Annotated in this window: 8 protein-coding genes; 1 reads left to right on the forward strand and 7 read right to left on the reverse strand. The window is 31.6% G+C overall.

Annotated features, from left to right (window positions below; genetic code table 11):
- Positions 1-424 precede the first annotated feature (424 nt).
- On the forward strand, positions 425-3,751 hold the full coding sequence (locus AC0L5U_RS10175; RefSeq protein ID WP_473416291.1) for a VCBS repeat-containing protein: 3,327 nt from the start codon (positions 425-427) through the stop codon (positions 3,749-3,751).
- Between the two features lie 60 nt (positions 3,752-3,811).
- Here AC0L5U_RS10175 and AC0L5U_RS10180 read toward each other — a convergent pair whose 3' ends face one another.
- The 7 genes from AC0L5U_RS10180 to AC0L5U_RS10210 form a co-directional block, all read right to left on the reverse strand.
- Entirely contained in the window at positions 3,812-7,987 is a 4,176-nt protein-coding gene (locus AC0L5U_RS10180; RefSeq protein ID WP_473416292.1) for a hybrid sensor histidine kinase/response regulator transcription factor, read from the reverse strand.
- 163 nt (positions 7,988-8,150) lie between these two features.
- Entirely contained in the window at positions 8,151-9,719 is a 1,569-nt protein-coding gene (locus AC0L5U_RS10185) for a RagB/SusD family nutrient uptake outer membrane protein (RefSeq protein WP_473416293.1), read from the reverse strand.
- A gap of 27 nt (positions 9,720-9,746) precedes the next feature.
- Positions 9,747-12,824 (reverse strand): SusC/RagA family TonB-linked outer membrane protein, encoded by a 3,078-nt coding sequence (locus AC0L5U_RS10190; RefSeq protein WP_473416295.1) that lies wholly within the window; start codon positions 12,822-12,824, stop codon positions 9,747-9,749.
- 229 nt (positions 12,825-13,053) lie between these two features.
- The gene (locus AC0L5U_RS10195) at positions 13,054-16,218 is read right to left on the reverse strand and encodes a VCBS repeat-containing protein (RefSeq protein ID WP_473416297.1); all 3,165 of its coding nucleotides are present in this window, start codon (positions 16,216-16,218) and stop codon (positions 13,054-13,056) included.
- 191 nt (positions 16,219-16,409) lie between these two features.
- The gene (locus tag AC0L5U_RS10200) at positions 16,410-18,698 is read right to left on the reverse strand and encodes a sulfatase-like hydrolase/transferase (protein ID WP_473416298.1); all 2,289 of its coding nucleotides are present in this window, start codon (positions 18,696-18,698) and stop codon (positions 16,410-16,412) included.
- A 127-nt stretch (positions 18,699-18,825) separates the two neighbouring features.
- The gene (locus tag AC0L5U_RS10205; protein ID WP_473416300.1) at positions 18,826-20,319 is read right to left on the reverse strand and encodes a sulfatase; all 1,494 of its coding nucleotides are present in this window, start codon (positions 20,317-20,319) and stop codon (positions 18,826-18,828) included.
- Positions 20,320-20,337: 18 nt separating this feature from the next.
- Positions 20,338-20,973: a bifunctional 4-hydroxy-2-oxoglutarate aldolase/2-dehydro-3-deoxy-phosphogluconate aldolase gene (locus AC0L5U_RS10210; RefSeq protein WP_473416303.1), complete on the reverse strand. Its 636-nt coding sequence runs from the start codon at positions 20,971-20,973 to the stop codon at positions 20,338-20,340.
- Between the last annotated feature and the right edge of the window lie 11 nt (positions 20,974-20,984).

Here is a 20,984-nt window from a genome sequence, read left to right on the forward strand (position 1 = left end):
TAGGCTCTTTTTGTTAGTAAACTTAAATTTGTCGAAGAGGCATCTGAAAAAATAATTTTTCCTCATAATTTAGTTTAGTTTAGTTAATAATTTAGTTAATTACTTTTTAGGTTTCACTTCCCAGTTTAGGTAACTAATTTGTTTCATATATAAATCCTGTTTTAAGTATAAAATTTATATTTGAAACAAAACCTTCGTTTATGTTGCGCAAATTACACTTTAACCAAACTTCTAAAGAGTAAATTTAATTCAACCATGAGTAAAAATTAATCAATTGCGTTATTTGTAATGAAATGAATAATCATTTTACAAATATTTACTAATTTCATTTTTTAGAATTGTCCATTTTAAGAGTTTTAATTTTTAATGTGGCTGACATATTGATTAGGGATAAACAAATGATTTTACTTACACAATAATTTACATGCAAAAGCCTTGTTATAGATATTTAGTTTTGGTCTTTATAATTCATTTGAGCTGTATTAAAGAAGCTCCTTATACGTTAAGTGATGACGACAAACACTTTACTCTAGTGAATTCAAGTCATACGCAAATCAGTTTTTCCAATACATTAATTGAGAGTGCTGAAGAAAATCACCTTCTAAACGAAAATTTTGTAAATGGTTCAGGTGTTGCTATTGGCGACATTAATAATGACGGTCTACCTGACATATACTTTTCAGGCAACCAAGTAAACGACAAGTTATATTTAAATAAAGGCAATTTAATTTTCGAAGATATCTCAGTAAAATCTGGCATAAACAAAGATAAATCTTGGTCAACAGGAGTTACTTTTGCAGATTTTAATTCTGATGGGCTACAAGATATATATGTTTGTAAAAGCGCAAGTAAAAAAAATAGCACAACCAATAATCAACTTTACATTAACAATGGAAATCTAACATTTACCGAAATGGGTAAAACCTTAAGAGTAGATGATTCAGGATATTCTATTCAAGCCAATATTTTAGATTATAACAAGGATGGTTTACCAGACATCTATATAGTAAATCAACCCCCTAGTTATGGTAGTAGAGTAGATGGACAAGCACCTTTAAAATATCAAAACCCAAAATTCAGTGATAAATTATTTAGAAATTTAGGCGGCAATAAAGGCTTTATTGAAGTCTCTCATATTGCGAAAACAAAAAATTTAGCCCATGGATTATCTTCCAGTATTGGAGACATTAATAATGATGCTTGGCCTGATATTTACATTACAAATGATTATGACAAACCTGATTTTTTATATCTAAATAAAAAAGATGGCACTTTTGAAAACACCATAAACACTTCATTTAAACACATTTCTAATTTTAGTATGGGAAGTGACATTGCCGATTTTGACAATGATGGCAACCTTGATATTATGGTGGTTGATATGGTTGCAGAAGACCATAAGCGCATGAAGACTAATATGGGAGGCATGAATCCTAAAGACTTTTGGGCAATTGTTGATAGAGGATGGCATTACCAATACATGTTCAATACTCTGCATAAAAATAATGGCAATAATACCTTTAGTGACATTGCACAACTCGCAGGTGTTTCCAATACCGATTGGAGCTGGGGACCTTTAATTGCTGATTTTGATAATGACGGTTTAAAAGACATTTTTGTTACAAATGGGATTAAACGGAATATGCGTTTTAGCGATGTAAACAATACATATGAAATCATTTTGGATAGCTTAGAGATAGAGGCAAAAAAACAAGGTAAACGCTTTCAAGATATTGTAGATGTTTTAGCACTAGCAAAAATGGCTCCTACTGACAAACTAAAAAACTACGCTTTTAAAAATAATGGAAATTTAACATTTGAAAATAAAATAGAAGATTGGGGATTTAACCTAAACACACTTTCTACAGGTGCTTGTTATGCCGATTTAGACAACGATGGAGATTTAGATATTGTTGTAAGCAATATTGATGAAAAAGCATTTGTTTATAAAAACAATACTGTTGAACGAAATCAGGGAAATTTTATACGTTTCAAACTAAAATCCGAAATTAACACTAGTATTTACGGGACAAGGGTTACAATATTTAAAAATGATGTGCTTTGGCAAATGGTAGAGTTAACTAACAATAGAGGCTACATGTCTAAAAGTGAAGATATTGCTCATTTTGGATTAGGTAACGACTCTAAAATAGAAAAAGCAATTATTACTTGGTCTAATGGAAAAAAAACTATTCTTGAAAATATTAATGCAAACCAAGTTTTAAAATTATCATCAAGAAAAGGAGAGGCATTTAAACCTCCTTTAAGCAAGAAAGGGAGCAAATTGTTTCAAGATATTACTCAAGACATCAATCTCAACCTAAAACATGAAGAAAACTATTATGACGATTATAAAAAGGAAATTTTGCTTCCCCACAAAATGTCTCAATTTGGTCCTTACATAGCTGTTGGCGATGTTAATGGTGATAGTTTAGACGATTTTTATTTAGGCGGTTCAGCAGGTTATTCAGGTAAATTGTGCTTGCAGAATACTGATGGTACTTTTTTAATTAAAAACGAAGGCGGATGGTCTATTGATAAAAATTCTGAAGACGCTGGAAGTTGTTTTATAGATATTGACAATGATAATGATCTAGATTTATTTGTAGCAAGTGGTGGAAATGAATTCAAGCCAAATGATATAAAGTATCAAGACAGAATTTACATAAACGATGGCAATGGAAACTTTAAAAAAGAAGAAACACGACTACCTAACTATTTAACTAGCGGCTCGATAGTTGAAAAATGTGATTATGACAATGACGGCGATATAGATTTGTTTATTGGGGGACGTTTAACACCTCAAAAATACCCACATCCAGCAAATAGTAAACTTCTTGAAAACAGAAATGGGTACTTTGTTGACGTCACTAATTCCATTATTCCTGAATTGAATGAAATTGGACTAATTACATCTGCGTCATGGTTAGATATAAATAATGACCAAGCATTAGACCTTATTCTTGTTGGCGAATGGATGCCTCTAACTATTTTTATGAATACTAATGGGAGGTTAAAAAGAGAAGAATTTAATGGATTAGAACATACTGAAGGCTGGTATTTTGATGTAAAACATGGAGACATGGATAACGATGGAGATATGGATTTAATTGTTGGAAACCTTGGATTAAATTACAAATACAAAGCCTCTAAAAACCAACCTTTTCAGGTACATAGCTACGATTTTGATAAAAACAACTCTCTAGATATCGTTTTAAGTTATTACGATCATGGCCAGGTGTATCCTGTTAGAGGAAAGTCATGTTCTACAAAGCAAATTCCATCACTAGCTAAAAAATTCCCTACATACCAATCATTTGGGGGCTCAAATTTGGCAGATATTTACGGTAACGATTTAAACAACGCACTAAATTTAAAGGCCTCTACTTTTGCTTCATACTATATTGAAAATGTAGACGGGAAGTCGTTTATAAAGCATCAATTACCTATGTTGGCGCAAATTTCTAACATCAATAATATTGTAATTGATGATTTTGATAATGATGGACAAAAAGACATCACAATCTCAGGTAACTTATACGGTTCAGAAATTGAAACACCAAGAAATGATGCTGGTTTCGGATTATTTTTAAAGGGGGATGCAAAAGGTAATTTCAAATCAATTCCATTAACTGAAAGCGGATTCTACACTCCAAATAATGCAAAGTCTATGACTAAAATCAAAATAAAAGGTAAAAATGCTCTTCTAGTAGGCAATAATAATGACTTTTTACAGGCTATTAGTTATTGATTTAATACAACAAATTTGTAGTCATCAGTACCGCAAAGTCTTTAAGATAAATCAGCTTATTTATCGTAAACTGGTGTTTCTTTTTAAAAAACTTTTTCTTTTAATAAAGTTGGATGGGGAGTCTCCATAAACTTTTCTAAAACATTTACCAAAATAACCAGGATCACTAAACCCTACCATGTAGCTAATTTGCGCAATTGTTAATTCATTCTGCTCCAATAATTGTACGGCACGTTTTAATCTAACAATTCGCATAAAATCATTTGGAGGTTGGCCTGTTAACTTTTTTAACTTTCGAAAGAATGTTGAACGACTTGAATTCATATCAGCCGCTAATTCATCTACCCAGTAAGATTCATTACTCATATTAGCCTCCATTAGATCCATAATTTTCTTTAAGAACTCTTCATCTATAGAATTTAAAGTTATCTTCTCAGGAGTCAATTCCTTTTCAGTTTGAAATCGTTTACGCATTAAGTTTCTTGACTCAATTAATTTATCTACCCTAACTGAAAGTAGTTTCATTTTAAAAGGTTTAGGAATATAAGCATCAGCACCTGATTCTAAACCTTCAATACGATGTTCTACAGAATTTAAAGCAGTTAGTAAAATAATAGGGATATGACTTGTTCTGATGTTTGTTTTTAATGCTTTACAAAATTCCACACCATCCATTTCTGGCATTAGCACATCACTAATAACTAAATCTGGTATTTCTTTTAGAGCAATACTTAATGCTTCTTTTCCATTTTCTGCCTCAAGCACATTGTATTGCTTTAACAGCCCATCTTTTACTAATTCCCTAATATCTGCATTATCATCTACAACTAATATTGTGTTCTTGTATTTATCACTATTAATTTGAGTATTTGAATGTTCTTGAACGAAATTTAAATCTAACTCTGCTTCATCCAACAGTTCAGATGTTTTTATTTCAATTATTTCCTCTTGTAACAAATGAGTATTTCCTACAGGCAACTTAATTTTAAAACAAGTGCCTTTTCCTTTTTCTGATTCTACTTCAATTTTCCCATGATGTAGATCTACTAAATCCTTAGTAATTGCCAATCCAATACCTGAACCCTTGTTTTTTTTATTTCTAGTTGAAGTAACTTGATAAAATCTCTGAAATACATAAGGGAGTTCATTTTTATCAATTCCAAAACCAGTATCTCTAATTTCAATCTGTACAAATTTTGTTCTTACCCCTCTATCCAAAATTTCTAATTCTTCATTTAGATTAGATTTAAGAATGTTAACAGTAATTTGCCCACCAGATGGTGTAAACTTAATTGCGTTGTATATTAAATTATTAAGGATTTTTTCCAGTTTATCCCAATCAAACCAAACATCTAAGGCATATAAATCACTTTCAAACGAAATATTAACATTACTTTTTTTTGCTGAAGTTCTAAATGAAAATGTAATTTCTCTAACAAAATTTACAATATTAGCTTTAGAGACTCCCAGTTTAGTCTCTCCAACCTCTATTTTTCTAAATTCCATAAGTTGATGAACCAACCTTAATAATGTATTAGCATTCCTCTCTACTATCTTGAGCTTTGGCTTTAAAAATAAATTTTCTCCTATTGATTCTAATATTTCTTCTATTGGGTTTAAAATTAATGTTATTGGTGTTTTAAATTCATGAGATATATTTGTAAAAAATTGAAGCTTTAATTTATTTACTTGTTCAATTTCTTTTTGAACTCTTAGAGATGCTTTTTGTTGAGATTTTAGATTGAAATACGATTGAATACTCCACAAGATACCTAACACAATTAACCCATATAATAAATAAGCCCACCAAGTCAACCAAAATGGAGAACTAACAAATATATTAACTGAAGCGTATGATTCATTCCATAACTCATCGTTATTGGAAGATTTTACTTTAAAAGTATAATTCCCAGGAGAAAGATTAGTGTATGCCGCATAACGTTTATCAGATAAAGTAAGTTGCCAATTATCATCAAACCCTTCTAGTTTATATTGAAATTTATTTTTCTCTGGAGCTGCGTAATGAAGTGCTGCAAACTCAAAAGAAATATTATTTTGAAAATACTTAAGATTGATTTGACTGGTTTCACTTACTATTTTATCTAGAATAACTTGATTCTCAATTTGCTCTCTTACAGCAACTTCTCTATTGGATATATAAAATTTAGTAATTACTGTTTCAGGAAAATAAGTGTTTTCAGTAAGATTATTTGGTTGAAAAATATTGAATCCGTTTACACCTCCAAAAAGAAAATCACCATTTTTTCTTTTCATATATGCTAACTCTTGAAACTCGTTACTCTGTAATCCATCATTCACATCGTAATTTTTAAAGATCTCTAGTTCTGGGTTGAACTTAGAAAGTCCTCTATTAGTTGACAACCATAAACTACCTTCATCATCTTCTAAAATTCCTTTTATAACATTATTTGGTAACCCATCTTTTTTTGAATAGGATTTAAAAACACCATTTTGATAGCCTTGTTTAGGAATGAACTTATTGAGTCCTCCTCCCATAGTACCTACCCAAATATTTTCATTTCTGTCTTCATGTATAGACATAATATAGTTGAGACTCAAAGCAGTAGAATCTTTCGAAATGTTTCTAAAAACTTTAAATTTGGGGTGTTTTTTATCTATTTGGTTTTCCAACATTAGACTTAAGCCATCACTAGTTGCAAACCAAATATTACCTTTACTATCTTCATAAATATTTCTTATAATATTACTAGAAATACTTTTAGAATCATTGGCATCATTAACAAAATTATCTTTTATAAAATCTTTTTTACTATCGTTTAACCGCCACCTGTAAATTCCACCACCATAAGTTCCTATCCAAACATTTTTTTTACTATCGACTAATAACGAAAATATACTATTACTAAACTCTGTAATTGGAATAATTTTACTGTGTTTTATTTTATCTAGCGTTGATATATCTTTTTGATACATTGCAGGAGTACCTTGACCTCCAAACAAAAGTATTTTTTTAGAATCTGTCTTTATTTCTTCAATTGCATATATGTTAGGTATTGTTTTAAACTTAATAAAATCTTCATTAGTTGACTTATTACTTAATAAATTTAGTCCTCCACCTTCTGTTCCAACCCATAAATTGTTATCACTATCTTCGAAAAATGCTCGAATTTTATCATAACTAAGGCTATTTGGGTTTAAAGTTTTTCGGATGTGTTGAAATATGTTTTTATTAGGATCATATTTATTAACCCCTCCTCCATTTGTTCCTGCCCATATTATTCCAGTTCTATCTTTAAACAAAGATGTTACATTATTCTTGCTTAAGCTATTATTAGCTTCAGGGTCATAAACAAATTTATCAACCTTTAAAATTTTTGAACTACTAAATGATAATTCTATTTTCCACAAACCATTAGTTGTTCCTGCCCAAATTATATTATTATCTACCAATATTTTATTAAACCTACCGTCTAGAAGTTTTTCCACTCCCTGAAAAACCACCCCTTTTTTCTGATAATAAAGTCCATCACCTGCTATAAGCAAACCTCCGTTTATTTCTGATATGTCATTAACGGGTATATAAGGAAGTCCAATTACCTTGTTAACGCATTTAAAATACATACCTCCTTTAGGTTCCCTTGAAAGTCTATAAATGCCTCCATAACCACCTGTCCAGATTTGACCATTTTTGTCTTCATAAATTTCTGTTACCGCCCTTACATTTCTATCTAACAAAAGAGGCTCCTGTTCTACCTTAAATCTAGTAAACTCTAACTCCTCTATTGGCTTACTTTGGCTTTTTAAATCTACCATATTTAAACCTAACCCTGTACCAACCCACAACCTATTTTCTTTATCAATATAAACCGTAGCTATATAATTACTATTTATACTTTTACTTTTATTCTTATCATACTTAAAACTTTTAAACTTTTCAGTTAATCTATCAAAATAAACAAGTCCACCTCCCGTAGTAGCTATCCAAAAATCACCATTTTGATCTTCTTCTAAATCGAAAACCAAATTACTTGAAATACTTTCAGAGTTGTTAGGGATTGGATTGTATATTTCAAATGAATATCCATCATATCTATTCAAACCATCATGTGTTCCAAACCACATAAAGCCATTTTTATCCTGATGAATAACATTAATATCACTTTGAGAGAGACCATCATCAGTTGTGATACGCTCAAAAGAAATAGAATTTTGAGCTATTATTACCCCCTCAAAACTGAAACAAAGAAGCAACATAGTAAAAATGCCAATTTTCGCTTTAGAGCCTAACTTAAGAAGAGCATAAAAGAGTATCATTAAATCTAAAAATAATATAATAAATTAAAAAAAGCGACCCATGAAAATTTTTCTTGAGTCGCCTTTTCAAACTAAACTAACAATATATATGAAATCTGACTAATTAATAACCTTCGTTTTGTGACCATAATGGATTTCTATCTATATCATTTTGAGGAATTGCGATATATTCTCTACCTGGCTTATATGCTTGAGTGCCTGCGCTTTCTGATTTTAAATCAGGATTATCTACTATTCTAGATTTAACCCTTCCCCAACGTAATAAATCAAAATATCTGGTACGCTCAAAAGTTAACTCTTTAACTCTTTCATCTTCTATGTCTTGCATAGTAACACTTGTAAATTCTGGCATGTCAACACGTTTTCTTACTTCGTTTACAGCATTTACAGCTGCTTGTGTTGAGTTTCCTCCATTGTCCATAACATCAGCTTCAGCAAACATTAAAAGTACATCTGCATATCTCAAAATTCTTAAGTTATTACCTGCTCCATGCCAACCTCCATCGCGAGATTGAGATCTTCCACTAAATTCCCAGTCCATATATTTATTTCCGTAAATATTAGTCCCCGTAGGAGAAAACGCATCAGCATATGAAGCATTTTCAAATGTTCTAGAAAATAAAGTTTTACCTTCATATGTGGTACTTTCATCAGTATTCCAGAAGAATGTTGAGTATGTCCTTGGATCAATTTCTCCATTTATTGTTTGCTCATCTAAAAACAAATCTAGAGCCCATTGATTTACCCTCATGGTATTTTGATTGGTATAACCAACTGGTGCTAAATCTGCTTGGTATGCAGAACCTTTTCCAGAATTGGCATTATCTGCTCCCCAGCCACCAATACCATCAGCAACTAATTGAATTTCAAATAAAGACTCAGCATTGTTTTCAAATTCTTCAGTAAAGTTAGCGGCATAATCATCCATTAATTGATAACGACCATCCATAACCTTTAAAAATTCAGCTTTTGCTTCAGCATACTTGCCTTGATATAGATATGCTTTCCCAAGGATTCCTGTAGCTGCTCCAGAAGTAATTCTTCCTGCTTGATCTGCTGGCCATGAATCAGGTAATAAAGTTTGTGCTTGTTTTAAATCAGCCTCTATCTGTCCCCAAATTACTGCTGGATCTTCTTGAGGAATCGCAGTTAAATCTGCAATTTCTGATGTAGGAACAGTTATTAAAGGCAAATTTCTCCAACTATTTAAGAGATTGAAGTAATTATAAGCTCTTATAAAATAACCTTCTCCTGTAATGTTATCTCTTAAAGTAGCATCCATATTTTCAATAGTTGGTACTCTAAAAATAACTTCATTAGCTCTTGCCACACCTTGAAACATAGCTTGCCATACCCAAAAAGTTGCATTACTATCTGGTGTTCCACTAAAATAACCTACTGCCGTTCTTTCAGATGTGTTGAACCCATTAATTACATCATCCCTATAGTCGGATGTAAAAATTTCAAATCTGGTATAGTACCAAATGTTTGTAAATGGTGCATATGCACCAATTACACCTTTCGTTGCATCTGTCTCTGTTTTCCAGAAAGAAGATGGTGTAATTGAATTCGGATTTACTTGATTTAGTTTGTCTTCCGAACAATTTAAGTTGATAAAGCAAACTGCTAATATTACCAACGCAATCTTAACTGAGTTCTTTAATTTTTTCATGTTTTTCATGTTTTTCATATTAATTTTTTAAAAAGAAACTTGTAAACCAAGTTGAAACGTTCTAGGTGTTGGATAAGATCCTTCATCTACACCTGTATTGAATATACTTCTGCCATTTGCACCTCTTCCATTTCTTCCTACTTCAGGATAATACCCAGTATAATCAGTAATTGTAAATAAATTAATTGCAGACACATATAATCTAACTTTTTGAAGTTTTATTTTATCTAAAACAGTATCAGGAAGTGAATATCCTATTTGTGCATTTCTCAAACGGAAAAAAGAACCATTCTCTAAATAAAAATCAGACATTCTTCTATTAAATCCAGGATCTGCCTGAGTATTTCTAGGAATATTTGAACTTGTATTCGAAGGTGTCCATGCATTCAATGCATCAGCAAAATAATTTCCATTAAAATCAAAATAACCTCTATACTTTGTTCCATTTAATAATTCATTACCAGAAACGCCATTAAAGAATAGACTTATATCGAAATTTTTATATTCAGCATTTAAATTAATACCATATTCAAAAGTTGGTATTCCAGAACCAAGATAAACTTGATCATTTTCATCAATAATTCCATCTGGTCCGGTTCCATCAGGGCCACCTATATCTTTAAACTTTAAATCTCCAGCCCTTGGATTTCCTGGCTGATCGTTTGCTGCTGTAGCTTCTGCATCTGTCTGATAAATTCCATCTGTAACATATCCATAGAAAGAAGCAATGGGTTGACCTACATCAGTTCTTGTACTATTTATAGTGTTTGATGTAAATGAACCTTGTCTAATTGCCGCTCCTCCTCCAATAGAAGTTACTTCATTTTTAAGTGTAGAAAAGTTTAATGACGCACTAAACTTAACCTCTCCTATTTGATCTCTATAGTTTGCCAAAAACTCAAAACCTTTGTTCTCTATACTACCATTATTTGCAGGAACAGGATTACCAGTACCAGTAATGAATGAAAATGGTGTTGCTACTAGAATATCTTCAGTTTCTTTGATATAGTAGTCCATAGTAACGCTTAACTTACTGTTCAATGCATTAAATTCTAAACCAAAGTTAGTAGTTTTAGTAGTCTCCCAAGTTATAAATGGGTTTACACTTCTAGTAATCGCATACCCGTTAACTCTACTACCTCCAAAAACGTAATCACTAAACAAGTTTAATGTAGGATCTGTACTATAAACTGGTACATTATTAGATCCTATCTCACCATAACCTAAACGTAACTTAATGTTCGTTAGAGCATCAAAATTCTCCATGAATTGCTCGTTACTAATATTCCACCCTATTGCTGCAGAAGGGAAAGACCCCCATCTTAAGCCATCTTTAAATAGTGATGATCCATCACGACGAATTGACGCTGTTAAAATATACCTATCATCAAAAGTATAATTTAATCTACCAAAATAAGATTGGATTACTGATGTATTATCTCTTGAGTTTACACTTTGAATTTCTCCCGCAGAAGCTACACGAACTTCATTTGTTGGAAAATTAATAGCATTAGCTCCTAAGTTTCTTGCATTATTTATTTGCTCAGTAGCACCTCCTACAAGATCAACAGTATGTTTCCCAAAAGTTTTCTTGTAATTTAAAGTAGTCTCAACTAAAGTTGACAAAAAGTTATCATTTGTTTCACTTAACTCTGAAAATGCTCTATTAGAACCGTCAAAAATAACTTGTGCCTCAGGACTATATCTGTAATTATTATCGGCATAACTCTCTAAACCTAAATTAATTTTTGCTGTTAATCCATCAATAACTTCAAAAGAACCAGCTACGTTTCCTAAAATTGTATTTCTCGTTCGTGTTCTATCTTCTAAAGCTGCAAAAGCTAATTCATTGGTGTTAGTACCTGGACCATAAAAAGCACCATAAGCTACTCCTGTAATACCTCTATCTGCTCTATCATCTGCACTCCACTCTCCTGCATCATTACGCAATCTAATTGTAGGAATTAAGTTTCTTTCCTTATTGAAATACCCATTTGGATTGTTTACAGTTCTTGTTAACCCAATAGTACTTTCTAATTTGAACCTTCCTTTAGTAAAACTTCCATTAGCTCTTACTGTACTTCTTTTAAAATTAGAAAATTTAATTACACCTTCTTCATCATAATCACTAAATGAGAGACTAAACAAGGTATGTTCTCCACCTCCTGCTAATCTTAAATTTGTATTCTGAATTGCTGCAGTTTGCGTTGACTCATCATATAAATTACTAGTATAATTAGGATCAAATTGTGTATCATTAGCTGGAAATCTAGGTTGACCATCATTATCTCTAGCTCTATTTACAATATCTGCATACTGTCTTGCATCTGCCCAATCTATGGTATTAATTACATCTTGTACTCCATAGCTAGTATCTAAATCGATGCTTATTTTTCCTTTTTTTCCTTTTTTAGTCGTAATTATAACAACTCCATTTGCAGCTCGAGACCCATAAATTGCTAATGCTGATGCATCCTTCAAAACAGAAACTGATTCAATATCTCCTGGATTAACAGTATTCATATTTCCAGTAATCATACCATCTATAACAAAAAGAGGTCCAATGTCGGTAAATGTAGAAGCTCCTCTAATTACAATATTAGCACCAGAACCAGGCGCACCGCCAGTAGACTGTACACTAACGCCAGCCATTCTACCTTGTAATGTTTGGGAAGCACTCGTAAATGTAAAATTATCAATGTCTTTAGCGCTTACAGTTGCTATCGCACCAGTAAGATCTGATTTCTTTTGTGAACCATAACCGACAATAACCACTTCATTTAGACTTTCTAAATCTTGTTTTAAAGTAATTTTTATGCTTTTCTGTGTTCCAACAGAAATTTCTTGAGTTGCATAACCCAAATAAGATGCTACCAAAACGTCGCCATTTTTAGCAGCTATACTAAAGTTACCATCAAAATCTGATACAGCACCAGTTGTAGTACCTTTGACAATGATGTTAACGCCCGGAATTTCAATACCGCTTTCGTCAACAACAGACCCAGATATGGTCTGCGCGTTTAAGTGTTGCATACTAACAATCGCAAAAAACAATGTTAACATAGCCCCACTTTTAAAAAATCTGAAAAATAGTTTTTCCTTCATAAAGTTTAAGTTTAATTAATTTAGTTTGAATTTGTTGGTTGGCGAAGCCATTGACTACACCTGTATCAAAGTAACCGATTTATTAAATTTTGAATTGGTAATATCGTGTCAAATTTTAGGAATACACATTCAATAGCCCCCTAAAACAGTATATTTAATAAAATATCTATATGTTTTTTGAAAATTTCAAAATTTAGACAATTTAATTTTAAAAAGAAATACTGTTAGCTTACTCTTTGATATTTACTTGAAGAAGTTTTAAACTATCGTTGTTCTTTGCAAATAGAAATCCTAACTTTTTATCTTTACCAATACGAATAGATTTGATACTTTTTATTTCTCCTTTAATAAACAAACCACTTTCATCAATATTTTCATTTATAACACTATTTGTTATTGAATTTATCGAAAAAAACATACCATAACTTGCATCATTTCGAGGTGTTTCAACTTCTGATTGATATAGATTACCTCCAGCGATAATATGAGAGGCTGTGCTATTATCAAAATCAAATGCTTCCATATCATTAATTGAAGAAAATTGCATTTTCATTGGTAATTTATGCATTGTATAATTTCCATTCCCTTTGTTTTCAATCCATGAGTTAGCAAAGGTGTTTGCTTGGTAGTGCAAAGACTTATCTAACATTGCTTGACCATATATATCCGCCAAGTTTGCATTAGCAAACAACTCAAAAGTTTCAAAACGGCGCTTTATAGCTGGCACCTGTTGGGACGAGCACTCTCTTCCCCTTAATGGAAGTTGAACACCTTTTTTCTTATAACTTAAAACGATGTCCATACGACCGTTTTCATCAAAATCATTTGCAAAAACTTCAAAAGGAGCTTCTTTTTTTGCTTTGTACTTATAATTTAAACCTAAATTCCCTACGAGATAATCAAAATCACCATCATTATCTAAATCGACTTTTTCTAAACTATTCCACCAACCGGTATTATTTTCCAACCCAAATTTATTGGTAACTTCATTGAATGATTGTCCTTCATTTTCAAAAAACCGAACAGGCATCCATTCTCCTGCAACAATTAAATCTATTTTTCCATCATTATTAAAATCATCCCAAAGTGCAGAAGTTACAAGACCTGCCTCTACCAACTCTGGTAAAACACTTTTTGTAACATCGGTATAATAAACAGATTCATCTACCCCTCCTTCATTTCTTAAGATATAGCTTTGAGCAGGAAATGGATATTTCCCTGGAACAATTCTTCCTCCCACAAATAAATCTAAGTCACCATCATTATCATAATCTTCAGAAACAATAGTCATTCCACTTGAATTAATAACGGGTAATGATTTTGAAGTTTTCACAAAACCATTTGATGTATTTATGTAAAGTCTATCCTGATAATAATCACTTGATTTTGACGGATCATTTCCTCCACTCACCACATACAAGTCTAAATCTGAATCGCCATCTGCATCAAAAAGCAATGCTCCTGTATCTTCTTTTTTGAAATCTTTATTCCACGGACCGTGAATAATTTCGAAGCCACCCGACCTGTTTTGAATATACATACTCGCCTTACTTCCAGCAGCATTACCAACAAAGAAATCTTCCAATCCATCTCCATTAACATCTCCTACCGTAAGAGCAGCACCTAACTGAGAATTTTTGTGAGGCAATAATGGTTCCAAAGCAAAATCATCAAAATTATCTTCAATATGCTTAAAATTTATTCCAACTCGTTCAGTAATATCTTCAAAAATTTGAGTTTTATATGATTCTGTTTTGGAAACCTCCTTAGCATTCGCTATATCTATTTTTAGCAATTGGTTCGTTTCTATATTAGTAATTATTTGCTCTTTTCCGTTAGCCCATAAAATAGAAAGTGTATCAATAATTGTATTTTTTCCTAAACCAAAATGCAAAATAGGCTCTACACTAGACTGAAAACCTCTTGTAAGTGTAAACTCTTGTAGTTGATTTTTTAAGCCTGAGCTTATAGAAACTCTAGCTCCAAATCCAAATGGATTTTTTTCAGAACCGTTCAATTTAATTTTTAAATAGTTGTTTTCAATTTGATTATTCTTTTCATTTTCAAAAATGGATACAATATCACCTAGATTATTTATTACAATATCTAAGTCGCCATCATTATCTAAATCTCCATAAGATACGCCATTAGAAAACCCTTTATAATGTATATTCCATGTATCATTTACTTTGGAAAAAGCATAATCTCCTTCATTCTTAAAAATATAATTATCTAATGGTGTACTAGGATATTGTTTATAATCAATAGATTTATTAAAATCAGCAAAATCATTCATTTTGGTACGCTGATTAACGTCATTATTATTAACGTCTCTTTTCATACCATTAGTAATAATAATATCTTTTAAACCATCATTATCGAAATCTGCAAATAATGTTCCCCAACTCCAATCAGTAGTTGCTAAATTTGCTAATCGAGATATATCTGCATAAAATGGTATTCCTTCTTCATTAACACCATTGTTTACTTGTAATGTGTTTTGCATATATTGATAATGTAATCCTAAATCTATAGCTTCATAAAAAGATTTGGGATTCATACTAGCCATATTAGTTTTAGATCTTTTATAGTCTGCTGGAGTCATATCCAATTGAATAATATCTAACAAATTATCATTATTAAAATCTGCTACATCAATTCCCATTCCAAACATAGCAGTATGATTGGTAGCGTCTTTTGCAACTTCTCTAAATGTTCCATCTCCATTATTCAAATAAAAATAATCTGGCACATTAAAATCATTTGAAAGGTATAAATCTTGCAAACCATCATTATTATAATCGGCAGCGACAACACCTAGTGTCATTCCAAAATCCTGAACACCAGATTGTTTTGTAACATCGGTAAATGTGTTATCTCCATTATTTTTATACAAATGACCTGAATCTTCTGGTCTATTTTCTTGCATTTTTTGATGGTAGTACCTGTTTCCTTGACTAACCTCAACTACTGGATAATTAGCAACAAAAACATCTTGTAAACCATCATTATTATAATCAAAGAAAGTAGCTTGTATTGAGGCAGTTTCATCATTCAACCCATATGCTTCAGCTTTTTCACTAAAGGTATTATCTTGATTGTTAATGAATAACTGATTTTTAGTAGTTCCAAAAATTCCTGAAACCGAAACATAAATATCTAACCAACCATCAGCATTTACATCTGCCATGGTAACTCCTGTATACCACCTATCATCACCAGAAACTCCTGCCGCCTTCGATATATCTTCAAATTGCATATTACCTTTATTGAGGTATAACTTGTTTTCAGACATATTTCCAGTTAAATAAACATCAGACAGCCCATCATTATTAATATCGCCAATAGCTACACCGCCCCCCATATACATGTATGGAAATGTAAAATAATTCAATGTGTCATTCTCGATGATATTATTAGAAAAATCAATACCAGAATATTCCTTTTCAAGTGATTTAAAAGAAGTTGTGCTCTTCGAAATATTTTTAGTCTTTTTTTACATGAAAACAAAACTATAATTGTAATAAGTGAAATTATGTAGATTATCTTATTCATTTAGTTAAGTTGAAAATAATTTTACTGATTCTAAGGTTTTAAATCAACACGCAACAAATAATTACCTGAGGTTATAAATAGATATTTTTTATCGCTTGTGAATTCACAATTCCCAGTAGGCTTATCAAGAGTTATAGTCCCTAAATGCTTGCCTTCCGGATTGATTATCAAAACACCTCCAGGTCCAGCAAAAAATATATTTCCTTTATTATCTATCTTCATACCATCTGCTTTTTGCTTATCTATACTTCTATTTAAAGCTTTTGTGGCATCAAAAAAACGTTTTTTATTTTTTACTTTTCCTTCTGAAATAATATCGAATGCCCAAATTGATGGTCTATCAAAATTAGAATCAGTAACATACAATGTCTTACCATCATTTGAAACTGCAATACCGTTTGGTTTATCAATTGTTTTATCAACCAAAGTGAGCGTTCCATTTTTGCTATAAAAATAAACACCGTTGAACCCGATTTCACTTTTTTCTTTTCCTAATCCGAAAGAAGGATCCGTAAAATACATGTTACCTTTTTTATCAAAAATGGCATCATTTGGCGAGTTAAATTTTTTACCTTCGAAATTGGTAATGAGTTGTTCAAACTTTGGACTTTTAGAATCTTTTAAAGACACTAATTTACTAATAACTCTATCCCCTTGCTGGCAAATAATCAAGTCACCATCCATATCTAAAACCAAACCATTAGAACCTATACCTCCTTTTTTTGGTGCTTTTCCAGTATATCCAGATGGTGTCATATATAAACTTAAACCGTCTTTTTCACTCCATTGATGAATTTTGTTATTTGGAACGTCAGAAAATATAACCTTTTGTTCTTTTTCTAACCAAACTGGCCCTTCAGACCAAGTAAAACCTCTTGCTACTAATTCAATTTTCACATTTTTAGAAACTATTTCATCTAATGAAGGGTCTAATCTTTCAATATATCCATATGGCGGATACTTATTAAGAGAGTCTAATACTTTTTTGAATTTATCTTTGATAGTTTTTTCGTTATCTGAAATACTATTATTGTTTAGTTGATGCTTTTCTAAAACATCCTTTTTAGTGTTGTAAAATCTACTATCATGGTATAGTTTATAATCTGAATTCAATACAAATTCTGATAGTTCAAAGTTCTCTTTACCTATTCCAGGCTTTGGATTATACCCAATATAAACCCAATGTCTTCTATCAGTTGAACTTCCTTTAAGTGTTGACAAAAAACTTTGACCATCAGTTTGTAAATTCTGAGGCAATGAAACTCCTGCAGCATCCATAACTGTTGGTAAAAAATCTACTGCACTAATATATTCATCTGTTTTAGAACCTTGCTTTATATGATTAGTCCAATTGGCGATAAATGGTACCTTAATGCCAGATTCTATAGTTAATCCTTTTCCTCCTTTATATGGTTTATCATTTAAAAGTGATGTTACTTTTTGATGTGTTCCATTGTCAGAATAAAAAAGTATTAGTGTTTCTTCCCTTAAGCCTTTCTCTTCAAGATTATTAACAATTTTTCCAACTATTTTATCCATATATTCCACCATATCTCCAAAATGCTTTGGATGGTTTTCGAATCTTTGTTCATAATCAGCCCAAGCCTCACTATCAGGAGTGGGAGAAAAAGGATCATGAGTTAATGCCATCGGGTAGTAAACAAAAAATGGCTTATCATCTTTTTTATTAATAAATTCATTCAAATGGTCTGAAAAAAGATCAGGTCCATATTTATCTTTCGCCCCTTCTATAAAGGTTCCATTTTTTAAAATTCGAGGGTTTGGATATCTCGAACCTTTATCTTCAGTATGTCCTGTATGCCATAAACTATATTCATCAAAGCCTGCATTTTCAACCTTCATTCCTGAGCCCCTTCTGTATTCAGCTCCAGAATGCCCAATAGTATCATAACTCTGTAATTGCCATTTACCAACAATACAAGTTCTATAACCAGCATCCTGCATTAAATGTCCAAATGTTTTCTCATTAGGATCTAAAATCCCGAACGCTTTCCAGTTTCTAAAATTGTATTTGCCAGTCATTAGTTCAACCCGCGTAGGTGTACATAAAGGTTGTGCATAAGCATTATTAAACTGTAGACCAGTTTTTGCTAGTTTATTAATATTTGGTGTTTTATATGAAGTTCCTCCATAACTTTCTATACACTCAAAGCCTAAATCATCAGCCATAATTAAGATGATATTGGGTTGTTTATTGTCCTTTTTAGGTGACCCACAACTAACACTAAATACCATAAAAAGTAATGCGTAAAAAACAGCATCTATCCTTTTAAAACAACCAAAATAACTTTTATTCATAGAAAATATTTTGAAGAATTAAATATATATAAAGCGATTTGATTATTAAACTTTGAACCATGAATATACTGTTCAATCAATTGGATATACTAATCAAATGATGAGATATTAAAACTTAAAGCAAATTTTAATTATTCTTTTTGAGATACTCTAGATACTCTTCATCAGACACTTGTAACCACTTTCCCTTTTTATAATACTCCTCAAAATCTTCTTGAAAGTTTGGATTATTTTCTGGTAATTGAGCATCTACTTTATCTCTCCAATTATTTAAATCCCCCATTAATTCTTTGACTTTATTGGGATTTTCAAGAACTAGATTTGTAGTTTCTCCTATATCATCTTTCAAATTATAGAGTTCTAAACTATTAGTTTCAAAAACTTCTATAAGTTTCCAATCTCCCTTTCTAATGGCACTATAAGGTTTCGCTCCTTCCAAATGATAATGTGGATAATGCCAAAAAACAGATTCTCTTTCTACTTTACCTCCGTTTATTAAAGCATCTGAAAAATTAACACCATCTATTTTTTCGTTATGAGTTTTATTTCCAGTTTCGCCTATCAAACCTAAAACTGTTGGATAAACATCGGGAGAAATAATTGGACTATTTATTGTTTTTCCTTTTGGAATTTTATTTAACCATTGTGCAATAAAAGGTACACGAACACCACCTTCGTAGATATCTCCCTTACCAGATCTTAATGGCGCATTTGAGGTCACTTTTCTATTAAAACCATAATTCCCTATTAAACCACCATTATCACTTGTGAAAATTATAATGGTATTATCTAAAATATTTAAAGCTTCTAGTTTAGCAATTACTTTTCCAATAGCTTCATCCATGTGTTCGACCATCGCTGCATAGGTAGCATTTTGATGGTTAGCCCCTTCTTTAATTAAGGCATTATATTTATCAACTTTTTCTTTTTTAGCTTGAAGTGGTGTATGCACATTATAAAACCAAAAATTCATAAAGAAAGGATTGTTGGCTTCTTTTGTTGTTTCTAAATATACAAGTGCTTCATTAGTTAATCTTTCCGTTAAATACTCATCTTCTACTCCATCTTTTAATCTCGGATTAGCATAAGGTGAAAAATAACCATTTCCTCCATTTTTCTTTTGAGGTGCACCAACTGCCCATCCTCCTATATTTATATCGAAACCCTGATGTTCTGGCCAAAACTTATCTTCTTCTCCAAGATGCCATTTCCCCAAATGGATTGTGTTATAACCACTACTCTTTAAGGCTTCAGCAAGTGTTACCTCCTCTAGATTAACTTGCTCTGTCCAATTCGGAATTTTTAGTTTTGCAAATGGCTTTTGATGTCCGCTTATCCAATCAGTACAGTTAATTGTTGCCGGGTATTTTCCAGTCATTAAACTAGAACGAGAAGGCGAACATACAGTACAGGAGGCATAAGCGTTTGTAAATTTAGTCCCATTTGCTACTAATTTATCAACGTTAGGTGTTTGGTACAAATCACTTCCATAGGATGACAAATCTGTCCATCCGAGGTCATCAACAACAAAAAGAATTACATTAGGTTTTTTCAAACCAACCTTAGATTCTTTGCAACTAAACAATAAAATTCCGAAAGAAAGCAACAAAAAATATCTCATAATAGTTGTAATTATTTTTTAACCATATTTAGTTATTTCTGAAATAAACCGGATAGCATTTTCTTTGATAGCTGTATAATCTTCATCATTTTCAATGGGCTCTTTTAAAACACTAGCAATACCTATTCCATGAGCACCGGCATCCATCCATTCTTTGACACTATTTAATGCTATTCCTCCAACTGCTAACAGTTTCACATTATTTAATGGTGCTTTAATCGATCTAAAATAAGGAATTCCCATGATATCTGCTGGAAAAAGCTTTACGAAATCTGCTCCAGCTTCCCAAGCGGCACAAACCTCAGTTGGAGTTAGAGCCCCCATTAATATGGGAATATCATGCTGATGAGCAATATCAATTAGTTCTAAATTACTATTTGGTGTTACTAAAAATTGTGCACCAGCTTCTATGGCATCTTTAGCTAGTCTTTTATTAGTAATGGTTCCTGCTCCAATTAAAATATTTGGATAAGTAGATCTTCCTTTAGAAATCTCATCAGTAAAATTTGGTGTGTTTGATGTAATTTCCATTACTTTAGCGCCACCATCAACTAAACTTTTTAATACAAATTGGGTTTTTGTATAATCTGTTAAACGCGTAACGAACACTAATTTTTCTCGCTCAATAATTTCAACGAGTTCTGTTCTATTCATTTTCTTGAAAT

The organism is Jejuia sp. G7-7 (assembly GCF_055808955.1).